Genomic DNA, 20,322 nt, shown 5'->3' with positions numbered 1-20,322 from the left:
CGCTTGCCTTCATGCGAGGGCATCAAGGGTTCCACGACAGCCCAGAACTCGTCAGAAATCACATCCATCCGTGTCACCGATCAATCGTCGCCGATAACACCCTCACATTCGGGAGACACGCCCTAGGAGGCAACTCAATAGGTCAGCGCCCGCGCGTCGAAGTCCATATGAACGGCGTCAACGTGTTTGATCCGAAGGCGTGGCTGGCCTGTCGCCGACTAGGCTATCTAGGTATACAACCGGGAGGGCGGGCATGGCGCGCGTGCGGGGCTTCGGTGAACTGGAAGCGACAGTGATGGATCGTCTCTGGAATCGAGAGTCCGCCGATGGGACCTCCGTCCGGGAGATCTTTGAAGAGCTCTGCACCGAGCGCAATATCGCGTACACCACGGTGATGTCCACGATGGACAACTTGCACGGAAAAGGCTGGTTGACGCGCTCTCGCAACGGAAAGGCCTACCAGTACCGGCCTGCCCTGACCCGAGAAGAGCACAGCGCCCATTTGATGCGAGAAGCGCTGACCGGCGGTGGACGGCCCGACATGATTTTGAGTCACTTCGTCGAGCAGATCGATTCGGATGAGTCGGCTGATCTGCGGGCTGCGCTGCGCCGGCTGGCACGCCGCAATGCCCGAAAATCGGGTCCGCGATGAATGCTGCGGCAGGACTGTTGCTCTATGCCGTCGTCGTTCTGGTCGCGGGGCCTGCGCTGCTTCTGCAGCTCACCGCCAACGGTGTCGCACCCCGTCTGGCCATCACCGCATGGCTCACCGCGATTGCGAGCGTTCTGGGGTCTTTCACCGCCGCAGTTTGTGTGATGATCGTCGAAGCAGCAGGCCACTGGGGCAGGCCGGATGAACTGCTCACATCGTGCCTGGAGCGCCTGACCGCCATTCTGCTGGGCCACGGCGGCCAGATCCCCCAAGCAATCACCTCCGTAGCGGTGGCCGCTGCGTTGGGCATCCTGGTATGGACGAGTGTGCGGATCGCGCGGTCGTTGCTCCGGGCGCGGGATCGCACGTTCGCCCATGCCGAGGCGGTCCGGCTGGTGGGCCGATCCACCACAGACAACATTGTCGTCGTCGACACCAAGGAAGCTGCCGCGTACTGCGTCGCCGGACGCCCGCCGGCCATCGTCATCACCACGGCGGTATTGACTGCCCTCGACAGCAGGCAACTGGCTGCAGTACTGGCTCATGAACGCGCGCACCTGGATGGCCGCCACGCGTACATCGTCGCTTCGCTGCGCAGTCTGGCCACGATCCTGCCGTACTTCGCCCTGTTCACCGAAGGTGCGGCGCGCATCACCGCACTGCTCGAAATGTGCGCCGATGACGTTGCCGCGCGTCGACATGGACGCCGGACGCTGCTGAGTGGTCTGCTGGTCCTGAGCCGCGCTCATCCCTCTCACGCGCTGGGTGCGGCGAGCATCGCTGTCCTCACACGTGCGCAACGCCTCACCGACGATCACGACGCACTCCGATGCTTGCCTACCTACCTGGCGTTGGTCACCACGGCCTGTGCGCTGACAGCGGCGCCGCTCAGTGTCGGTGTATTGGCGTGCGCAGGGATGCTTCCCTGCGCTGCCTAGACAATGTGCCGTGAGACGTGCGGCGTCGGCGGTCAGCAATCGGACGGCCGTGATGTCGGTGCGTTGCTCTGCCCTGCACACTGTGCTCGCGCCGTTGATGCTCGGCCTCGTCGATCCGGACAAACGCGTCGCCGCGTCCACCGGTGATGGGGTCGCCATCGCAGATGTGTACCGCTGGGTTGCCTCCATCAGGATGGTCATCGCCGATGAGAATTCGCGACTGCTCGCCGATCTGGCCAACGCGCTGGACACGGCGAGGGTCCTGCTGCTGTCGGATTCGGCGAAGAACGACCTCATCCGCCCGTACCCGTATGACGATCCACCTCTGGGCGCCAGCGATCTCGACTGAGCCCGTCGATGTTGAAATGCCAGCGATGGAACCGACCGGCCACCGTGTGCGTCTAAACAAGATGTGGATGCAGATGAACGTGCCGCGCTGATAGCCGAAGGACTCGATCCCGACGACCCACAAGTCGTTGCGGCGATCGACTGGGTGCGATGGGAGTTATCGCTGATGTCGGGGTGATGGACCGACGCGCGATCACAGTGTCCCGAAAGGCGGCAACACTGAGTGCCGATGACGCCGGCGGTTGGCGATCCCACCGCGTTGCAGCCGCAATGGCGTTGTGCTGCCAGGTGGAGACCGGCATTGCTACCGTTTGCGATCGGGTTCAGACAGCTAGATGGGGGTTCGTGGTGAATAGGCTCGAGCTGATCGACACCTTCGGTGCGGCAGTGTTGGAGGGCAATGCGGCATTGTTCGTCGGCGCGGGTTTGTCGCTCGACGCCGGGCTGCCTGGCTGGTCAGATCTGCTGAACCCACTCCGCAGCAAATGCGATGTACCCGACGAGCTCACCGACCTACCGCTGGTCGCCGAGTACATCACCTCCGACGTCCGTGACGGCGGCCGCGACCGCCTCGAACACCACATCCTGGACCGGATCGTCACCGCCAACCCCACCCCAGCTGAGAGCCATCACTTGATCCCGAAGTTGCGGGTCAAAGAAATCTGGACCACGAACTACGACGAGCTGATCGAACAGGCCGTGCCCAATGCGGCGGTCGCCATTCAAGAAGAAGACATCCGGTCGATCGGCAGCGCCAAGGCCACGATCATCAAGATGCACGGCAGCGTGGAAACCGCCCAGCGGCGCTGGGCCAAAGCGCCGGTGATCACCCGCGGCGACTACGAGGCTTACGAGATCAACCGCCCACGCACCTGGTCGTTGCTTCGTGCCACCTATCTCAGCCGCACCTTCTTGTTCCTTGGTTTCAGCTTCACCGACCCCAACATCGAGATTCTGCTGCGCCTGGCGCGAACACTCGGAACCAACGTGCACGACCGGCATATGACGGTCCTGCGGCGACCGGCAGCCGAGGACTCCACGCAGCGACGACTCCACGAGCTGCGCGTCAAAGACCTGGAATCCAGTGGGGTTCAGGTGCTCGAAATCGATGAATACCGCGAGATCGTCCCGCTGCTCAATGACCTTGTCCGCCGGACTCGCCCGCCCCGAATCTTCATCTCGGGCAGTCAAGGACCGGGCGTCGACGGCGGTGAGCCTGACCGCAACATCGTCGTGCCCTGGTCCAGTGCGATGGCCAACGAGCTCATCGGTGAAACGGGATGGGAGCTGACCTCATTGGGTGGTCACGCCGGATGGGATGTCACCAGTGGCGTCGCACAAGCCCGCCGCGCCGAGGGCACATACGACCCCGACGCCCTGACGTTCCACTTCAGGGCCAAAGACGAGCCGCCACCGCCGATGGATATGCGCCTGGGTACCGCCGTGTACACCGACCTTCCCCGTGCACAACTCGTGGGGCAGCTCCTCGACGAATGCCGCGCGATGGTCGTGATCCGGGGAGGCACACGAACCGCGGAGGAAATCGCCGCGGCCGAAGCCCGCGGCGTAGGGATCATCCCGATCGCTGCCTCCGGCGGCACTGCACTGGACTACTGGGCTGCGCACACCGCTACACCTCCAACACTCGGCGGCCAGCCGGTCAACCAGCAAACCTGGCAGAACCTCAACTGCGACCAACATGCCGTCGTAGCCCGAGCCGCGCACGCACTGTTGAAACAAGCGATGTATACACCTCCGAAATAGACGTTGTGCAGGCAATTCTGCGGTGAATCCAGGGAGATGTCGGACCCCTGACCTACAGTCGAAGCCATGGATACCGACGCCCTCATGGCAGTGGCTACGGTCATGTCTGTCCAGGAATTACTGCCCGCCAGCCCGAGCGATCTGACTCAGATTCTGCGGAACAGCGCAGAACGCGAGGCGCTGCTTAGCCTCAACCATCACGCACCGTCCAACGACCTCGTCAGCTACCTCTGCGAGCACATCGACCTGGGCCGACGCGAGTGGTGGTTCAAGGCACTGTCGGAGATAATCGAGTCGAACACCGCACGTCCCGTCCTCGCCGGCACCCCGGAGTACCCCATCCGATTGGCTCGATGCTGGGACGCGCCACCGGTCCTGTTCACCACCAATGCCATCCTGGATATGCCCGCGATAGCGATCATCGGCAGCCGCGACGCTGATGATCAAGCTCTGGCCGACGCGCACGAACTCGGCTACACACTGGCCCAGCACGACGTGGCAGTAGTGTCCGGACTCGCCGCCGGCGTCGACACCCAGGCACACATAGGTGCTCTCGCCGCCGGCGGCGTCACCCTTGCTGTTCTCGGAACTGGCATCCGTCGCATCTTTCCCGCCGACAACGGACCCTTGAGCGACGAGATACGGCGTGACGGCGTCCTCATCTCGCAATTCGCTCCCGACGCACCGCGCACGGGAACGACCTTCCTGCGGCGCAACCACGTGATCGCGGGGCTCTCGGACGTCAGCGTCGTCATCGATGGGCGCTACCGCAGCGGCAGCCGGCACGAGATTGAACAGGCCGTGGGGTACGGCCGTCCAGCGCTTCTCTGGGAGCCGATCCTGGCATCCCAGACCTGGGCACAAGAGCTCGCCGACACAGGGCGCGCGATGTTTGTCAGTTCAGCCGCCGAAGTGCTCGCCCAGATGGGAGTCCCGACCTGACCGCGACGTGGCCATCACCCGGGGACCTGCAGCGACACGCTCAATCCCTGGTTGCCGAGCTCGTGCCGCCACCACACCCGGGCCCTGGAATCTGTCCGAGGTGCCGGACATGGAACGACCAACCAGACCACGCGGTGTGCAGCAACTGCACGCTCGTTGAAGAAGTGCTCGCGGCAACCGCGCTGACACTCGACGTCATCACGCTGTACCGCAAACCCTCGCCCCTGCGCGACTGGCTCACCTCCTACAAGGGACGTCTTGATGACAGCGATCCCTATATTCCGGAGTACGAGCACAACATTCGAGCGCTGCTCTGGCAGTTCTTCCACGACCACGCTCAACGACTCACATCGCGAAGTGGCGGGCTCGACTGCCTCGTCGTGGTCCCGTCGACCCACCGTGAACCTCCACACCCACTGGAAAAGGCCTTAGCCACAATCGATTTGCCCGCACCAGTGCGCACGATGCTCGTCCGTGGTCCCGGCGAACTCGACTTCAACAAGCCTGCGGCAGACGGATACGAATTGGCCTCGCACCAGTCGCCCCAACGCGTGCTGCTGGTCGATGACGTCTACACCACCGGAGCACACATCAACAGCGCGGCGACAGCCCTGAGGAAGGGCGGACACACCGTCACCGGTGCCGCCGTGATCGCCCGGCGCGTGAGGACTGAATTCCACCCCGATGCCCAGGCACTGTGGGACCAGCAGACCGCGACCGGATTCGCCTGGTCGACCGGGCCTATCGTCAGCTGACACCACCGAGAATCGTCGAGTCCGACGCCGGATCGCACAATCCCGGTAGTGAAGCGCGCCATGCTCGTGCAGTCAGCGGACGCCGGCGTCAACGAACTCCGAGAAGAGGCTCCCAAGTCGTGAATTCACCCGCACACCAGCCGAGCACTTGGCATCACGCAGACGTGCCCATCGACCTTGTCACTGTCCTGCCGGACCTGTTGGAAAGCGTTGGGGCACTTGGCGTGGAATTGATCGCCTTGCAGCGACCACCGTCGCTGCACACCGGTGACCTCACCCCGGCTGCTGACGAATTGATCCGTGGCGCACGCGTCGAGTACCGCGACCGAGGGTACGGATTCTGGGACAGCTTGCTCACCACCGCGGCATCCGCCGACGAACCAACCCGACGCGCACTCCTGTTGCGCGCCACCCAGCACAACGCCGCCCCACCCACGGCAGTGCCCGTCGAGGAGTTCACCGCCGCACTGCGGCAAGGCGCCTACCTCGGTCTGGCGGCCCGGGAAATGGTGTCGCTAAGTTCACGGATCACAACCCCCAACGGCTCCGGGCACCTTCCGATGCTGGACTTTTCGGTACCGCACAGCGCCAGCGCCGACGACACCGCCATAGAGGTCGCCACCACACTCGGTATCGCTGGCGGCTACCTCCTAAGGTCGGGCACCTCGTACCACCTGCTGGGCGACTACCTCCTTACCTGGGACGAATCAACCGACCTGCTGGCACGAGCTCAGCTTCTCAGCCCGCTCATCGACCACCGATGGGCTGCGCACCAACTCATCGACCGCCACTGCGCACTGCGTATCTCCACCGACGACGCACGACACCCCATCACCCACACGCTGATCGCATCCACACGCCTCGAGGCCGGGAAACGGTGAGTACTGACCATTTGGGCCATTTGGGAACCGATTTCGACCGCGCCAAGGGGACCTTGTTCGTGCCGTCGGCAACGTCGACAACTTTCCAAGGGACCTACAAGAGTTTTCCAAGGGACCTACAAGAGTCCCGCGGGACCGAGTAGGTTATTGACGTCAGCATAGGCAAATGCGGGGGTTTGTCATGGCACTAGGAATTCCGTCCGTCGTCGGACCAATCACCGAATGGGCCTCCACGGTCCTCGTCGAAGGATGCCTACCCGGTGCCACGATCACCATCGCCACCACCGGCGGGCAACCCGTGGCCAACGCGGTGAGCGGCGGCGGATCCGACCTCGTCCCGCTGCCCGCCGGAGCACCACTGGCTGCCGGCCAGCGCCTCGTCGCCACCCAGCAACTCAACGCCGACACCAGCGCGCCCACACCCGACGAACTCGCCGTCACGGTCAGCGCATCACCCACCAACCACAACCAATTACCGCCGATGTCGTTCCGGAGCCGACTATTCGAATGCGGCCGCGCAGCATGGCTTTCCGGCGCGGCTCCTGGCGCCGCAGTGACCGTCACCAACGGCGGAACAACTATCGGAACAGCCCGCGCGGACGCCCTGGGCGACGCCCGCATAGCGCTGACCGCCTCACTTCCCGCAGCCGGCACCCTCATCGAAGCGACCCAGGCAGCCCCCGCTGGATTCCCTGCCCTGGCGGGAGCCCTGGCGATCACCAGCGCACGGACCCGACCACTCCCAGAAGGTCCGCTGCCCCCACCCACCTTGCGCGATCCGATGCCACTGGGCTGCGAGAGCCAACTGCTGGTCGGCGACGTCATCGACGGAGCCCAAGTCACCGTCACCCGCAGTTCCGATGGCGCCGCCTGGACGGCGACGTTCGAAGTCGACGAAGAATGGTTCCTCCTGGACAAGCCCTTCCCCGCTGAGGGCGACCACGTCGCCGTCACCCAATTCCTACCCGAGTGCCGACAGCACGACCTGGAGCCATCCAAACCCGCCGAAGCTGACATCGCTCCCGCAGCGGCCCCGCCGCCGGTCTCTATCGCACCGTCCTGCGCAGGTTCAACGCTGCTGCACGTGGAATCGCTGCGTGGCGGCGCAGCCCTGACCGTCACTATCACCGTCCCCACCATCTCTGTTGAGTCGTTGGCCTACATGACACCTCCGGGACGGACCAGTTGGGACATCCCGGTGCCAGCGTTGCCGTCCGGCGGCACCGTTCAAGTCACCGAATCGGTGTGCAGCTTTCAAACCTCCACGACGGCACGCGTGATCGACGACGCGCCGCCGCCCAACCCGGACCTGGCGGTCCCGCTGTACAGGTGCGGACGGGCCGTATCGGTGAAAACCCGCGCCGGCACGTTCATCGAGATATGGGCTGACTCCGGATCAGGTCCTGCGCAAATCTCGGCACGAACCCGCGCCGACCGGGACCTGGTCACCGTCGGCGTCTTTCCGTACCTCACTGAGCCACAAACAGTCTGGGCCCGCCAACTATCCTGCGGCGGCCTGCAACAAGACAGCCCCAGTTACAACACCGAGGCCCACCCGCCGCTGCACCCCGTAGAACTCCGAGACCCCCTGATAGCGGGAATGGCTTCGGTAGCCCCCACCAACGCCGTCTCGGGGGCCCACGTCACCGTGCTGGCCGTCACTGACGAGCGCGAAACCCCGGAAATCCTGGGGCAGCGCGATGTCACCGCCGCCGATCCTGTTGTGCCACTTGTTCGCAGGCTCACCGAACGTGACACGGTCTGGGCTCTGCAAGAGCTCTGCTACGACTCGACAGAAGACGACGAACAGCACCGATACGGAGTACTTCGGGGCGAGATGCTTTTCACCATGCCCGGACCTCGCACACAGCTATCCGGATTCAGCGACGACGGAGCGTTGGTCTATCACTCAGCCACGTTTGCCTGCCGGTACGCCGACGCGGCATGGATACTGTTCGTCGACGTCGAGAACACTGAGACCGGATATGACGCGTCAACAGTTTTTGGGGTCAACCTGAACCTGCCGGCGCCGTACCATTTCGGTGGGTCGGTCGATGTCGACCTCGCTGCCGCGGACAATGGACTTCCCATCGGACTGGCATCTCTGGGCTATCCCAGCCGTGCCACGGTCACCCGCCGCGCTACATCAAATCTTCTGCAGGACACCGGCTTGTGGGCCGCCCTGCTCACCACAACGGCGCAGTGGATCACCCACTTCGTGGGGTGGCGCAATTACGAACCTCCCCCTGAGAAATCAGACTGGGTTGACGGAGACAACGCACCTCCGGATCCGAACCAGCTGTTTCCACCGCTACCGAACGAGACCAACGACGCGCCCGACTACTGGGTCAAACATCACTGAGCACCCAACACTCCCACCGTCGGCCGCACCGCCTTCGACCACCACCGCCGTGAACCCGCGCGGTCGCAGGGGACCATGCTCAGCGCCCGTCAATGCGAACCCGCGGACAACAGCCGACGACCCCATCGGTAGTGATGGTCGGGCTCACATCGACAAAGCAGAAATGGATGCTAGTCCTCAAAACCGTGGTCATTTCGGTGTGCGCTTGTGTGTAGACGGAAATGGCGCACAACCCGAAGGTGCACTGTGTCGACGGTGACGTCATCGAACGGCAGGTGGTGGGTGCCAGCCTGTTACAGGGTGTCGGTCGAAGACCGCACTCTCACGGTTCATCGGTGCGGGGTTTCTTGTCCCCGCGTTCTACCGGGCGTGCGATCACTCGAGATGGCCCCACGGTTCACCTCCCGTCGGATTCAGACAATGCCTGATTCGGACAACTGGGTGCGTCCGATGTGGGGAACGAACCGGCCAACAGCCTTGCAGTAGTCGCGGTAGGCCTTGCCGTGGGTGGCCATCAGGTAAGGCTCTTCGACCACGCGGACCTGCAGTTCGATCGTCACCGCCAGCACTGCGAATGCGGCGAAGGCAAGTGCGCTGGGGGCCATGAGGGTGATGCCGGCGGCGAAGGTCAGCATGGCGGCGAAGATGGGATTGCGCACCAGGTTGAACATGCCATGGCGTACCAATGGTGTGGTCTCACCCGGGTCGACGCCGATACGCCAGGACTTGCCCATGTCGCGCTGGGCGTAGACGGTGGCCCCGATCCCGACGACTGCTAGCGCGGTTCCGCTCGCCTGGATCCACCACGCCTGCAGCAGTGCGACGGGGCTGAGAACACCGAGCAGCTGCAGCAGCGGTGCGGCCAGTCCGGCGAGGATCGCGACGATGAACCCGGCGCCGGCGAACCATTCCAGGGAGCCGGGGGCTCCGGAGATCCCGCGGAATCCTGTCGACCCGGTGCGGCGGTACTGAAGCCAGCTGCGCCAGCCAAATCCCAACAGGCCGAAGATCAGGTATCCGGTGAGCGCGGCGACAGTCATGGGGGTGAATCCTCCTGTCCGAGGGTGGATTTGATCTGTACGGGTGCGCATGACCCAGGTTGCGGTGGGCGGCCACTAGTGGTCGAGCGCCTTGTCGAGTTCTGTGGCCAGGTCCGGGTAGCTTCGGGGCTGGATACGGGCGCCGTTGAGGAAAACGGTCGGGGTGCCCTGCACTCCCAACGCGCGACCGTCGGCCACATCGAGCCGCACACGCTCCACCGTGGCGGGGTCGGCGTAGGCAACGTCAAAGGCCGCCATGTTCAAGCCGAGTTCGGCGGCAAACCCGCGGAAAACATCGTCTGCCGAGGTTCGTTTCTCACCCCACTGCGCCTGGGTGTCGTACATCTTCTTGTACATCGCCTCCAGGCGGCCTTGCTGGGCCGCCGCTTCCACCGCCCGCGCTGCCCGCTCGGAGTTGACGTGCGCTTGGAGCGGGAAGTATCGGATGACGAAATTCACCCGGTCCCCGTACTCGGCCCGCACCTGTTCGATGACGGGATAGAGCGCGCGGCAGCCTTCGCATTCGAAGTCGAGAAACTCGACCAACGTCACGTCACTGCCCGCGGCCGTGTTCAGCCGGCGACTGTTCTCGCGCACCACCTGCCCGATGACCTCGCTGGTGGTCGGCATCTGCGCCGTGGCCGGGCCGCGGTCACGTACCGACAGGTAGACCAGCATTCCGATCGCCAGGGCGGCGATCACCAATGCGGTGAGCAATATACGACGGGAGCGGGCCATCCCTGCCTCCTTCTATTCTTATATCAACATACATTAGGATATTGGTATGGACGAGCAATCGGTAGATGCGTGCGACCTACTGTGCCTGGACCTGCCGCACGCTGAGGCGATCCGAGCGGCCCTGCCCGATCTGGGGCACGTCGAGCCGGCGGCGGCGGCAGCCCGCGCCCTGGGTGACCCGACACGTCTGACGATCGCCGCGGCTCTGCATGACGGTGAGGAGATGTGCGTGTGCGATATGGCGTGGGTGGTCGGGGCGCCGCAGAATCTGGTGTCCCATCACCTGCGACAACTCAAGTTCGCCGATATGGTGATCGCGCGCCGCAGCGGACGTCTGGTGATGTACCGGCTCACGGAGCGGGGCCGTGCCCTGACCGCCGCGGTGCTCGGAACATCGGCTCGAATCGAGGCCGACCATGTCTGATGCCTGCTGCGGACTCCAGGACGACACCGAGTCGCATTCCGGGCCCGGGAAACTGTGGCAGGTCCGCGAACTGCAACTCGCCGCGCTGGCGGCCGCTCTGCTGCTCGGCGGGTGGCTGATCGGGCGAGCCGGGCACGAATCGTTTGCGCTGGCAATGGAACTGGTCGCCGTCCTGGTCGCCGCGACCACGTTCGTTCCTGATGCGCTGCGCAACCTGAGGCACGGCCGCATCGGTGTCGGTACGCTGATGACGATCGCCGCGATCGGGGCGGTCACGCTCGGCCAGGTCGCTGAAGCCGCATTGCTGGGCATCCTGTTCTCGATCGCCGAGGGGCTCGAACACTACGCGGTCACCCGCACCCGCCGAGGCCTACGGGCCCTGCTGTCGCTGGTCCCGCCCAAGGCCACCATCATCCGCGACGGCCGTGAAATCACCTTGTCCCCACAGGATTTGGTGATCGGCGATGTGATGGTGCTGCGGCCCGGGGAACGTGCCGCCACCGACGGCACCGTCGCCTCGGGCCGCACCAGCTTGGACCTGTCAGCGATCACCGGCGAATCCGTTCCGGTCGAGGCCGGACCCGGCAGCGACGTGCACGCCGGAGCGATCAACGGCGGCGGGGCCATCGAGGTCATGGTCAGTGCACTGGCGGTCGACAGCTCACTGGCCCGCATCGTGCATATCGTCGAACAAGCCCAGGAACGCAAAGGCGCCGGCCAACGCCTGGCCGATCGGATCGCCAAGCCGCTGGTCCCGGCGATCATGGTGCTCGCCGCGGCGATCGCCGGCCTCGGTCCGCTACTCGGGGAGCCGATGCTGTGGCTGCAACGCGCCCTGGTGGTCCTGGTGGCGGCCTCCCCGTGCGCCCTGGCCATCGCGGTGCCGTTGACTGTGGTCGCCGCGATCGGCGCCGCCAGCCGCCAAGGTGCACTGGTCAAAGGCGGTGCCGCGGTCGAAGAACTCGGCCGCATCAAGGTCATCGCCCTGGACAAAACCGGCACTCTGACCCGCAACAAACCCCAAGTCATAGCAACCGTAGTCGTGGACGGCATCACCGAGACGGAGGCGCTGAGCACCGCGGCCGCGTTGGAGGCACGCAGCGAACATCCACTCGCACAAGCGATCCTGGCCGCCGCCGCCGATGCGAACCCCGCCAGCGAGGTGACCGCGATCCCCGGTCACGGAATCCGGGGCCGCCTCGACGGCTCCGCTATCCGCCTCGGCAAGCCCACCTGGATCCCACCGGGCGCGCTCACCGATGACGTCGCACGCCTGCAGGGTGATGGCGCCACCGTCGTCGTCCTCGAACGCGGCGGACGTGTCGTCGCCGCCATCGCCGTGCGCGACGAACTGCGCCCCGAAGCCGCCGAAGCCGTCGAACTGTTGGACCGGATCGGGATCCGGGTGGCGATGCTCACCGGTGACAATCAGCGCACCGCCGAGGCGCTGGCCGCCCAGGCCGGCATCACCGCCGTGCACGCCGAACTGTTACCCGAAGACAAGGCCCGGCTGTTGCCGGAGCTGGCGGCCGGCAAGCCAATCGCCATGGTCGGCGACGGCGTCAACGACGCACCCGCGCTGGCCACCGCCGACATCGGAATCGCGATGGGCGCCATGGGAACCGACGTCGCCATCGAAACCGCCGACGTCGCACTCATGGGCGAGGACCTGCGCCACCTGCCCCAAGTCCTGGCCCATTCTCGGCACGCACACCGGATCATGGTGCAAAACATCGGATTCTCCCTCGCCATCATCGGCATCTTGATCCCACTGGCAGCCTTCGGGGTGCTCGGGCTGGCCACTGTGGTGTTCATCCACGAATCCGCCGAAGTCCTGGTCATCCTCAACGCCATCCGCGCCGCACGCACCAAACCCTTACCCGGCCTGACAGTCTCGCCAGTGACGCGCACGACGACACACCACCTCGACATCGGCGCCCCACCACCTGCGACCGATGCATGCTGCGGCGGCCCCACCGGGCCCCGGCCAGCGGCCCAACTGCTGACCCTGGACACCGTCGGGGACCAACCCAACGATGCCGGTGGCTGCGACTGCTGCCACGACACACGCGTCCAAGCGTTCGAGGGGCCAACGCGCCTGCGCCCCATCGGACCCAGCGTCCCTTCGATGCTTGGCCCGCAACCGAATGATGATTCGGCACGCCGCGACGGCAAGAAGCGTGCGGATGTTCACTGCCGGCGCACTACCGTCCGCTAATCCCGGCGGCGACCCTCGCGAACGCTCACGACGACATCCTCGTCGTCGGCCGTGCGCCGCTGACCCCGCAACATCTTCCCCGCCTGCCGGCGAACCTGCGCGACAGGCTCATTTCGCGCACTACCCACCAACGCGGCCACGGCGGAACCGACGCCCGCAGCCCCGACTGCGCTGAGGATCGCGGCGGGCCGCGGCGTCACCGCGAGCCGAGCGGCCTGTCCACCGCCGTACGCCGCGCTGCACCGACGGCTCAGCTAGCAGCGCCGCGAGGCTGTAGCCGATCGGACACACCACCGTGTGCTCACTGTGGCGGCCGCGTGTTGGGTCAATCGCCACAACCTCGCCCGCAACTCCGCCGACTCGTGATCACTGATGTGCCCCACAGAAGATGAGTGTGCACCCGGTAATTGTCTGCGATGCAAGAGCATTCGACGACTGACCGTTCACCGTGGCGATGGCATCACGACACCCAGGCGTCGTACTTTCACCGCGTGACCTTGGGGCTTGAGGACCCGACGCCAGCCCATATATGCTTATGCGCATGTGTTTATGTATTGACGGCTTCGGGCGCGCCTGGGGACACCGGTCATGACGCAGGCGTCGTCGGTGCCGATTCAGTGCCCACGGTGCGCGGCGCAAATGCTTCCCGTTGCGCGATTCGGCGTGGAGATCGATCAGTGCACCGGTTGTGGGGGCATTTTTCTTGACCGTGGTGAACTCGAACAGCTGGCCGCCGCGGAAGCGAACTTCTACGCCGGCCAGCCCGGGAGCCCGCCTCAGCGCCCAGCGATGCCCGCCGCTCCGGCCGAAGGCGACCGATCGCGCGGCGGATTTCTCACCGGCTTGTTCGCGCCCGGTCATGGCCAGTACAGCGGAGGCCACCACGGCGGCCGCCGAGGTGGACATCACTGATCACTCCCAACGAGCGCACAGCGCCTGCGTTCAGGTCCACCTCGAGTTGAGCGGGACAGGGAGCTGAACCGGGCGCCAGACCCGGCAACACCATCGGGCATCGGCCGAGAGCCATACAGAGCTGTACGGGAAGCGCGCCGATCCCCTGACTAGACCATCCGTTGAAGACTCGGCAGGACGAAGGAGACACCGTTATGAGCGCCGACCACGCCCACGACCACGACCACGATCACGACAGCGAGCAAGACCACGACCACGACGATCACGGGCATGGCCACGCCGGTCATTCCCATGGCGTGTCGGCTGATGCGGATCGACGGTGGCTGACCCTCGCGCTCGGGTTGATCGTCGGGTTCATGTTGGTCGAGGTCACCATCGGTGTTGTTGCGCATTCACTGGCTTTGCTGTCCGACGCCGCGCATATGCTCACCGATGCGGCATCGATCGTGCTGGCGCTGACCGCGATCCGCCTGGCAGCCCGCCCGGCACGTGGTGTGTACACCTTCGGGTTCAAGCGCGCGGAAATCCTCTCGGCGATGGCCAACGGTGTCACCCTGTTGGTGCTGTCGTTGTGGCTGACCGTCGAAGCGGTCCAGCGATTGGTGTCCCCTCCGGAGGTGACCGGTGGATTGGTGTTGGTGACGGCACTGGTGGGGATCGTGGTCAACATCGCTGCCGGGTGGGCGATCAGCAAGGCCAACCGCACCAGCCTCAACGTGGAGGGCGCGTTCCAACACATCCTTACCGACCTGTACGGATTTATCGCCACTGCCATCGCCGGACTCGTCGTGCTGACCACCGGATTTGCCCGCGCTGATGCGATCGCCTCGCTGGTCGTGGTCGTCCTCATGGTCCGAGCTGGAGCCGGACTGGTGCGTGATTCGGCGCGGATCTTCCTGGAGGCGGCGCCCGCAGGAACTGATCCTGACCAGATCGGCGACAAGATCGTCACCCTCGCCGGCGTCGACGAAGTCCACGACCTGCACATCTGGACGATCACCTCAGGCCAGACCGCGCTGTCGGCACACGTGCTCGTCGAACTAGGACGCGATTGTCACGGTCTGCGCCGCCAGATCGAGCAGTTCCTGCGCCAAGACCACGGAATCACCCACACCACCTTGCAGGTCGACCACACGCCGACACCCGGTGACATCGACGACGCTGCCGCACCGGGCCTGACCGTGCCGCTGGACCATGCACACTGCGACGACGCACACGGCCCGGTCCACCGCGACGAACCTCACGAGCACTAGCGGATGACGCCAGCGAAGCCATCGCATCTGGCCTCGGCAGCACCGTTCGGGCTGTCTGCAGAGGCGCCGCGCTGCGCGGCCAGGGCATGGTTGCTGCGCGCCGATCCACCTGATCACACATTTGTTGACGACTCGGCAGGACGAAGGAGATACCGGTTGTGAAGGCCGACCACGACCACGGCAGCAATCACGGGCATGGCCGCACTGATCATTCGCATGGCGTGTCCGTTGATGCCAATCGGTGGTGGCTGCCCCTTGCGCTGTGGTTGATCGTGGGGTTCATGTTGGTTGCCGCGGTCGACATCTACGCGTCGCGCACGGTGCTCCCGCTGGCCCTTGTGCACTGCGCCGATGCTCACGGTCCGGTCCACCGCGACGAACTTCACCTGCGCTAGGGTCGGTTTCTTTGGTCGAGTTCAGGTGGACCCTGTCTCGTCGCTGCGAGGAAACATGATCGGTCAGGTCGCGCTACCCATCGAGCCGCCGTCGGCGGCGGCGATGCTGGCATGGTTTCCGCCGCCGGTTCCGCTATTGCCCGTGGTGGCCGTCGGTTTGGCGGTCTGGTACCTGTGTGCCGTTCGGATCGTCACGTCGCACGGCCGCCACTGGCCCGTGACCCGGACAGCGAGTTTCCTCGCGGGATGCGTCGCTCTGGCGGCGGTAACCGGACTGGCGATCGACGGATACGGCTATCGCTTGTTCAGCGCCTTCATGTTTCAGCACCTCACCTTGTCGATCCTGGTTCCCCCATTGCTGGTGCTGGGCGCGCCCGGTCGGCTGTTGCTCAGGTCGACACCTCACCGGGGCGTCGGACGCTACGTCTTGATCGGTGCACTGGGCGGCTTGCGCTGCCGGGCAAGCCGGATCGTGTTGCATTCCGGCTTCACGATCCCCGTCTTCCTGCTCAGCTACTACGGTCTTTATCTGTCCAACCTCTTTGACGCTGCGGCGGCCAGCGTCACCGGCCATGTCGGCCTGCAGGTGTTCTTCCTCGTCAGCGGTCTACTGTTCGTGGTGCCCATCTTGTCGACCGGCCCGCTGCCCGTTCGGCAGAGCAACCTGGGTCGACTCTTCGACATCTTCGTTGAAATGCCGCTGCACGTGTTCATCGGTGTGATTCTGATGATGGCACCGCGACCGCTGACCGAAACGTTCGCTCAGCCGCCGCCGAGCTGGAACGTTGACCCGGTTGCCGATCAGGCGGTCGCCGGTGGTTTGGCGTGGTCCTACGGCGAGCCCATTGCCCTGCTGACCACGTTGATCTTCGCGATCCGATGGCGTCGTGATGAAGAGGTCGAGTCGGCGATCAGGGAGGCTGACGTCGAGCGCGGCGATGCCGAACTCGCTGCATACAACGCGTTCATGCGCGAGCTGCATCAACCGCCGGTGCGTCGTATCGACGCACCGAGCGTGCCGGCGCCGGACACGCCTGATCCATCCGCGCCGGGACCGTGTCGGGATCGCCCGCACGACAAGTGAATTCACCGCCCAAGGTGAGCTCACTGGCAGCGGCCGTCAGCGCTTCAGAGCCTCCAGAGCCGAGATCTCAGCCTGCTGGCCATCAATTAGCGCGCGCGCCGTCGTCAACGCCCCGGGATGCAATCCGGACTGCAGTTCATCACGCGCCGCCGAGATCGTGAATGTGTGCGACCTGATCATCAGGTCGACATACACCGCCGCCGCCTGTGGGCCGCCGGCAGCGCCCGCCAGGCGGCGCACGTCGACATCGGAAAATAGGGGATGCTCACCCGGTTGCACCGCGACGCTGGGCATCGCCGCCGCAGGCAGGGTCCGGGGGTCATGGGGGCGAATCCCCAGTCCAGCAGCAGTGACTGCAGCTCGTTGGTGCGGTTGGTGCTGCTGGCGATGATTCGGTAGGCGATGGCAATGACCTCGGGGGCGATGGCATTCATGCCAGTGATCTGACTGCTGAGTCCGACAGCTTGTGCGCTGTGTTCGATGATGTCGCGCGCGAATAGGACGTCGACGCGGGTGTGCGCCTCGTGGCCGACAGCGACCGGGACGCCGGGACGCGCCGATGAACCTTCGATACCCGTACATCCGGCAAGCACGCTGATCATCAGAACGCTGAACGGCACCGTTACCAAACGGAACGGGTGGCCACCGGTGGAAGAACCTCTGCACGCTATGCGCGTCATCGAGCCCCCGTTCTACCGTTGAGCTAACGCCCCGTTACGGACGTGACCGCGACGGTATCACCGCTGGTCATCCACTCTTCCAACTCACTGTTCCACGGATGAGTGTCGGGCCCCGCTGCACACCGGTTAACGGCGACCGTGTTCCGCGGATGCGATGTCGCGGACATTGTTCTGGAGGTTGATTGCCCTTGTGAGTCTGGCGATCTCGTCGTGTTGTGCGGCCAGGCGCGATACCGCCGCGCCGCGGAAATTCTCGAGTTCGGTGATTGTCTCTTGCTGTTTGACGATTCGTGCCCGCAGTTTGGCCACATCTCGTTTGAGATTCGCGATCTGCACTAGTCGCTGATCGGGCAGTTCTCCGGCGGTTGTGAGACTCGCGCGCCTGCGTTCGAAATCCTCCTTGAGATGTCGATAGGTGCCGTACAGCGCTGCCCGCGAGACGCCTGCCTCGAACGCTAGCGTCTTTACGTCGCAGTGGCGCCCCGGTGGAATGTCGCCGCGCAACAGTCGGTCGGCGGCAGCGCGGATGCGATCTTCGATGTGACGGCGTTGTTGCTCGCTGAGGCGCATCAGGGCAGTTCCTTCGCCGGAACTGCGGCGGATTGGTCTATCGCATCGATCACCCGCATCGAGCGGTCGTACTCGGCACGCAAACGCGGCTTCTCGGCCTTGGGCACACGGGGGTTACCGAGAAATGCCTTGATGGTGCTGGCAGAGTCGAGCCACACCGCACGGTGCTCTTGGTGATGAGTGGCTTGCGGGCAGCGACTCGAGTCGCACATTCCGACGATCGGGCGATCGGCGTCCGTCACCCCGGCGAGCCGCAGGCACAGCGCCTTTGCCGGGTCGGTGAACCAGCAGAAGTTAGCCAATCCAACGTGAAGCGTCTTGGCGCGTCGGCGGAGGAGGTTCTCGATTCGCCTTTCGCTATCGATCACCGCAGCGCCGACCGGTGTTGACTGCACTTGCGAGTCCACGTGTGCGAACGCGGCAATCAGTTCGCGCGCACCTGGTCCGGAAGGCATAGTGCCCGCACGGTACTGCTCAAACGCGACCTTGGTGAGCTCGAGATGGTGGTTGTGTTCTTCCTGCTCGATCTCGGCACGAAATAGCGCTTGGGAGCCGCCAGGGCGAGCGGCATAACCTTCTGTCGTGGCAACTGATGCGTGTTTGAGATGGATCTTCGCTGCTAGCAACCCGTTTGGTCTGGTCGCGATCGCGATTGCCAGCGTCCGCCGGAGCATCCGCCCGTTGACCGGTCCGTCAGGGATTTCGGAGAGTCCGAGTCGCTGAGCGAGAGGGTCCGAACACCACTGTCGGAAGTTGTCAACAAGTGAGCTCAATGACACTCCGCCAAATAGCGGTTCCGCGTGCTGGGCTGATACGAGACGCTCGGCCAATGTGATCGCTCGGTACACCTCCTCCACGACGATCCATTCGTCGTGAACGCCGCCTAACGGCTGGCCCTTAATGAGTTTCGAGGCAATGCGATAGCGGAACTGCCCTGGCACGATCTCGCTGAGACGAACCGAGCCGACCGGAATTTCCAGTAGTTCGCTGTGCCGCATCCCGGTCAGTGCAGCTGTGACGATTGTTGCGGCGCTGAAGGTATAGGACACGGCTCGATAGACTTCCGTTGCGCCGAGTGGCTCCGTCCACGGGATTGCGTCGCCGGTGATCGCATGGCCAACGAGGCCGGCATCACGCGCCCACACCCCGGCCAGTCCGACAGTGGGGAGTGCTGTCTCAAGAACGCTTCGCACCGGATGAGGTACGTCCGTGCTTACGTTCAGGCGGGTGCACACGCCAATTTCGCGCAGGAGTCGCCCAATGTGGACGGCCAGTAATGGGTCGTTAGCATCCCATCCACGAGCGACCCGCTCACCGATGTAGCGGTGGTCAAGCTGGGGCAGTGGAACGCTGGATGCCGTGTAGCGCTCGACAAGAGCTTCGAATGATGCGAGGAGATCACCGTCAAACCTCTGAACCCATGGCAGATTCTGCGTCCACCGCAACGGATCGGCCTGTACTTCGGCGAGCAAGTCAGCCACGTGTGGGCCGATCACATCAACGTGGTAGAGGGCGTTGGCCAGCAGTGGTCGAAGGAGCACATCGGGAACGGGCTGTGTGGTGTTTTCTCCGTGCGCGGAATAGCCGGCTACCTGATACGCCGGTCGCCCGTCCCATGGAATGAATGTTGGGGCGTAGCGATCGTGACGGAACAGCATTCCGTAGAACGCGATCGCTTGAACGGGCTTCACGAAATTTTTGACGGTGTTGGGTTCCAGCCGGCGAGCCGGCGAACCTTGTCGAGGTTGACTCCACGAACGGTGCGCGAGGTAGGCATCGCAGTGCTCGCCGGTGACGGCGCCGAGCGATTGAATTCCGTTGGACGTCAACCAATTAAGCCACGTAATCCACTCTTTCAAATACATGAAAACGGTAGCCGGGTTGCGTGGCACCCGAAACGCCGAAGGCAGGCAGATGACGTGAGGGTCGGCAGGAGCCAAGAAGGCCAACGCGATGTCTTTGGCGACAAAGCGCCAGTCGACATTCGCAATCAAGCTGAAGTCCCAGTTGCGCGCGAACGGTTTCGTTTGACGTGAGAGATCGGCCACCCCGGAGAGGTCCCAAACGTCATCGTCGTACCGTGGCCGCGTAGCTCCGGCCACTAGCCGCAATCCCGCTGTGTCACAGACATCGACGCCGGAGAACACCGACATCGTCCCAGCCTGTTCGGTGCGCGCGTTCATCGAGTCAACTCTTCTGGGCGCAAGGGGATGGTCGCGTCCGAAAGTGGGTGTAAAAGCACCGGTCGGTTCGCAGCTTCGTGGGTGAGCATACGGGCTGGGGAACTCAAGTGACAGGCTCTTGCAGCTTGAGCTGGTGGTGTTGGGGATAACGGCGAGCGGGTTCGGTAGCTTGCTGCGGATGCT

The 20,322-nt window shown here is 64.4% G+C and carries 20 protein-coding genes; 14 read left to right on the top strand and 6 right to left on the bottom strand.

All coding sequences use genetic code 11. The annotated features are described in order from the left end of the window. Positions 1–253: 253 nt before the first annotated feature. From TL10_RS24280 to TL10_RS24245, 8 genes are all read left to right on the top strand, one after another. On the top strand, positions 254–652 hold the full coding sequence (locus TL10_RS24280) for a BlaI/MecI/CopY family transcriptional regulator (protein WP_043987688.1): 399 nt from the start codon (positions 254–256) through the stop codon (positions 650–652). Next, positions 649–1,590, top strand: a complete 942-nt coding sequence (locus tag TL10_RS24275; protein WP_043987687.1) for a M56 family metallopeptidase — start codon at positions 649–651, stop codon at positions 1,588–1,590. Before TL10_RS24280 ends, TL10_RS24275 begins: the two co-directional genes overlap by 4 nt. A 10-nt stretch (positions 1,591–1,600) precedes the next feature. Next, a complete protein-coding gene (locus tag TL10_RS24270; protein ID WP_131630801.1) occupies positions 1,601–1,939 on the top strand; it encodes a hypothetical protein in 339 nt (112 codons plus the stop codon). Between the two features lie 347 nt (positions 1,940–2,286). Next, positions 2,287–3,702: an SIR2 family protein gene (locus TL10_RS24265; protein WP_234711532.1), complete on the top strand. Its 1,416-nt coding sequence runs from the start codon at positions 2,287–2,289 to the stop codon at positions 3,700–3,702. 66 nt (positions 3,703–3,768) lie between these two features. Beyond that, complete coding sequence (locus TL10_RS24260; RefSeq protein WP_043987685.1) at positions 3,769–4,644, top strand: DNA processing protein DprA; 876 nt, start codon at positions 3,769–3,771, stop codon at positions 4,642–4,644. A 164-nt stretch (positions 4,645–4,808) separates the two neighbouring features. Continuing rightward, positions 4,809–5,399 (top strand): ComF family protein, encoded by a 591-nt coding sequence (locus tag TL10_RS24255; RefSeq protein WP_043987684.1) that lies wholly within the window; start codon positions 4,809–4,811, stop codon positions 5,397–5,399. Between the two features lie 164 nt (positions 5,400–5,563). After that, positions 5,564–6,280 carry a primase 1D-like protein gene (locus tag TL10_RS24250; protein WP_234711531.1) on the top strand — a complete coding sequence of 239 codons (717 nt, stop codon included), beginning with the start codon at positions 5,564–5,566 and terminating at the stop codon, positions 6,278–6,280. A 181-nt stretch (positions 6,281–6,461) separates the two neighbouring features. After that, a complete protein-coding gene (locus TL10_RS24245; RefSeq protein ID WP_043987682.1) occupies positions 6,462–8,642 on the top strand; it encodes a hypothetical protein in 2,181 nt (726 codons plus the stop codon). Between the two features lie 413 nt (positions 8,643–9,055). On the opposite strand, the gene TL10_RS24240 is transcribed toward TL10_RS24245, so the two are convergent. Next, positions 9,056–9,682 (bottom strand): methyltransferase family protein, encoded by a 627-nt coding sequence (locus TL10_RS24240; RefSeq protein ID WP_043987681.1) that lies wholly within the window; start codon positions 9,680–9,682, stop codon positions 9,056–9,058. A gap of 75 nt (positions 9,683–9,757) precedes the next feature. Then, positions 9,758–10,420: a DsbA family protein gene (locus TL10_RS24235; protein ID WP_043987680.1), complete on the bottom strand. Its 663-nt coding sequence runs from the start codon at positions 10,418–10,420 to the stop codon at positions 9,758–9,760. Positions 10,421–10,466: 46 nt separating this feature from the next. Between TL10_RS24235 and TL10_RS24230 the strand changes: the two genes are divergently transcribed. From TL10_RS24230 to TL10_RS24205, 6 genes are all read left to right on the top strand, one after another. Continuing rightward, positions 10,467–10,844, top strand: a complete 378-nt coding sequence (locus TL10_RS24230; RefSeq protein ID WP_043987679.1) for an ArsR/SmtB family transcription factor — start codon at positions 10,467–10,469, stop codon at positions 10,842–10,844. After that, positions 10,837–13,062, top strand: a complete 2,226-nt coding sequence (locus TL10_RS24225) for a heavy metal translocating P-type ATPase (protein WP_082068067.1) — start codon at positions 10,837–10,839, stop codon at positions 13,060–13,062. Before TL10_RS24230 ends, TL10_RS24225 begins: the two co-directional genes overlap by 8 nt. Before the next feature lie 588 nt (positions 13,063–13,650). Then, positions 13,651–13,974, top strand: coding sequence for a TFIIB-type zinc ribbon-containing protein (locus TL10_RS24220; protein WP_082068066.1), 324 nt, complete (start codon positions 13,651–13,653; stop codon positions 13,972–13,974). 194 nt (positions 13,975–14,168) lie between these two features. Further along, positions 14,169–15,227, top strand: coding sequence for a cation diffusion facilitator family transporter (locus tag TL10_RS24215; RefSeq protein ID WP_043987678.1), 1,059 nt, complete (start codon positions 14,169–14,171; stop codon positions 15,225–15,227). A 158-nt stretch (positions 15,228–15,385) separates the two neighbouring features. Next, positions 15,386–15,622 carry a hypothetical protein gene (locus TL10_RS32130; RefSeq protein WP_043987677.1) on the top strand — a complete coding sequence of 79 codons (237 nt, stop codon included), beginning with the start codon at positions 15,386–15,388 and terminating at the stop codon, positions 15,620–15,622. 55 nt (positions 15,623–15,677) lie between these two features. Then, positions 15,678–16,706, top strand: a complete 1,029-nt coding sequence (locus tag TL10_RS24205; protein WP_082068065.1) for a cytochrome c oxidase assembly protein — start codon at positions 15,678–15,680, stop codon at positions 16,704–16,706. Between the two features lie 36 nt (positions 16,707–16,742). On the opposite strand, the gene TL10_RS32125 is transcribed toward TL10_RS24205, so the two are convergent. The 4 genes from TL10_RS32125 to TL10_RS24190 all read right to left on the bottom strand — a co-directional run bounded on the left by TL10_RS32125 (position 16,743) and on the right by TL10_RS24190 (position 20,139). Next, on the bottom strand, positions 16,743–17,000 hold the full coding sequence (locus TL10_RS32125; protein WP_423136074.1) for a DUF305 domain-containing protein: 258 nt from the start codon (positions 16,998–17,000) through the stop codon (positions 16,743–16,745). After that, positions 16,886–17,308 (bottom strand): DUF305 domain-containing protein, encoded by a 423-nt coding sequence (locus TL10_RS24200; RefSeq protein WP_423136075.1) that lies wholly within the window; start codon positions 17,306–17,308, stop codon positions 16,886–16,888. Before TL10_RS24200 ends, TL10_RS32125 begins: the two co-directional genes overlap by 115 nt. 204 nt (positions 17,309–17,512) lie before the next feature. After that, complete coding sequence (locus tag TL10_RS24195; RefSeq protein WP_043987676.1) at positions 17,513–17,956, bottom strand: hypothetical protein; 444 nt, start codon at positions 17,954–17,956, stop codon at positions 17,513–17,515. Then, complete coding sequence (locus TL10_RS24190) at positions 17,956–20,139, bottom strand: site-specific integrase (protein ID WP_043987675.1); 2,184 nt, start codon at positions 20,137–20,139, stop codon at positions 17,956–17,958. The genes TL10_RS24195 and TL10_RS24190 overlap by 1 nt, the downstream gene beginning before the upstream one ends. Positions 20,140–20,322 lie beyond the last annotated feature (183 nt).

The organism is Mycolicibacterium llatzerense, from assembly GCF_000878195.1.
GTDB lineage: Bacteria > Actinomycetota > Actinomycetes > Mycobacteriales > Mycobacteriaceae > Mycobacterium > Mycobacterium llatzerense.
This window is presented reverse-complemented; position numbering and strand designations above follow the sequence as displayed.

Coding starts and splice junctions, on each gene's coding strand:
- TL10_RS24190 (WP_043987675.1), bottom strand. CDS start 20,139: ATGAACGCGCGCACCGAACAGGCTGGGACGATGTCGGTGTTCTCCGGC.
- TL10_RS24260 (WP_043987685.1), top strand. CDS start 3,769: ATGGATACCGACGCCCTCATGGCAGTGGCTACGGTCATGTCTGTCCAG.
- TL10_RS24205 (WP_082068065.1), top strand. CDS start 15,678: ATGATCGGTCAGGTCGCGCTACCCATCGAGCCGCCGTCGGCGGCGGCG.
- TL10_RS24240 (WP_043987681.1), bottom strand. CDS start 9,682: ATGACTGTCGCCGCGCTCACCGGATACCTGATCTTCGGCCTGTTGGGA.
- TL10_RS24235 (WP_043987680.1), bottom strand. CDS start 10,420: ATGGCCCGCTCCCGTCGTATATTGCTCACCGCATTGGTGATCGCCGCC.
- TL10_RS24275 (WP_043987687.1), top strand. CDS start 649: ATGAATGCTGCGGCAGGACTGTTGCTCTATGCCGTCGTCGTTCTGGTC.
- TL10_RS24280 (WP_043987688.1), top strand. CDS start 254: ATGGCGCGCGTGCGGGGCTTCGGTGAACTGGAAGCGACAGTGATGGAT.
- TL10_RS24200 (WP_423136075.1), bottom strand. CDS start 17,308: ATGATCAGCGTGCTTGCCGGATGTACGGGTATCGAAGGTTCATCGGCG.
- TL10_RS32125 (WP_423136074.1), bottom strand. CDS start 17,000: ATGCCCAGCGTCGCGGTGCAACCGGGTGAGCATCCCCTATTTTCCGAT.
- TL10_RS24215 (WP_043987678.1), top strand. CDS start 14,169: ATGAGCGCCGACCACGCCCACGACCACGACCACGATCACGACAGCGAG.
- TL10_RS24225 (WP_082068067.1), top strand. CDS start 10,837: ATGTCTGATGCCTGCTGCGGACTCCAGGACGACACCGAGTCGCATTCC.
- TL10_RS24245 (WP_043987682.1), top strand. CDS start 6,462: ATGGCACTAGGAATTCCGTCCGTCGTCGGACCAATCACCGAATGGGCC.
- TL10_RS24220 (WP_082068066.1), top strand. CDS start 13,651: ATGACGCAGGCGTCGTCGGTGCCGATTCAGTGCCCACGGTGCGCGGCG.
- TL10_RS24230 (WP_043987679.1), top strand. CDS start 10,467: ATGGACGAGCAATCGGTAGATGCGTGCGACCTACTGTGCCTGGACCTG.
- TL10_RS24195 (WP_043987676.1), bottom strand. CDS start 17,956: ATGCGCCTCAGCGAGCAACAACGCCGTCACATCGAAGATCGCATCCGC.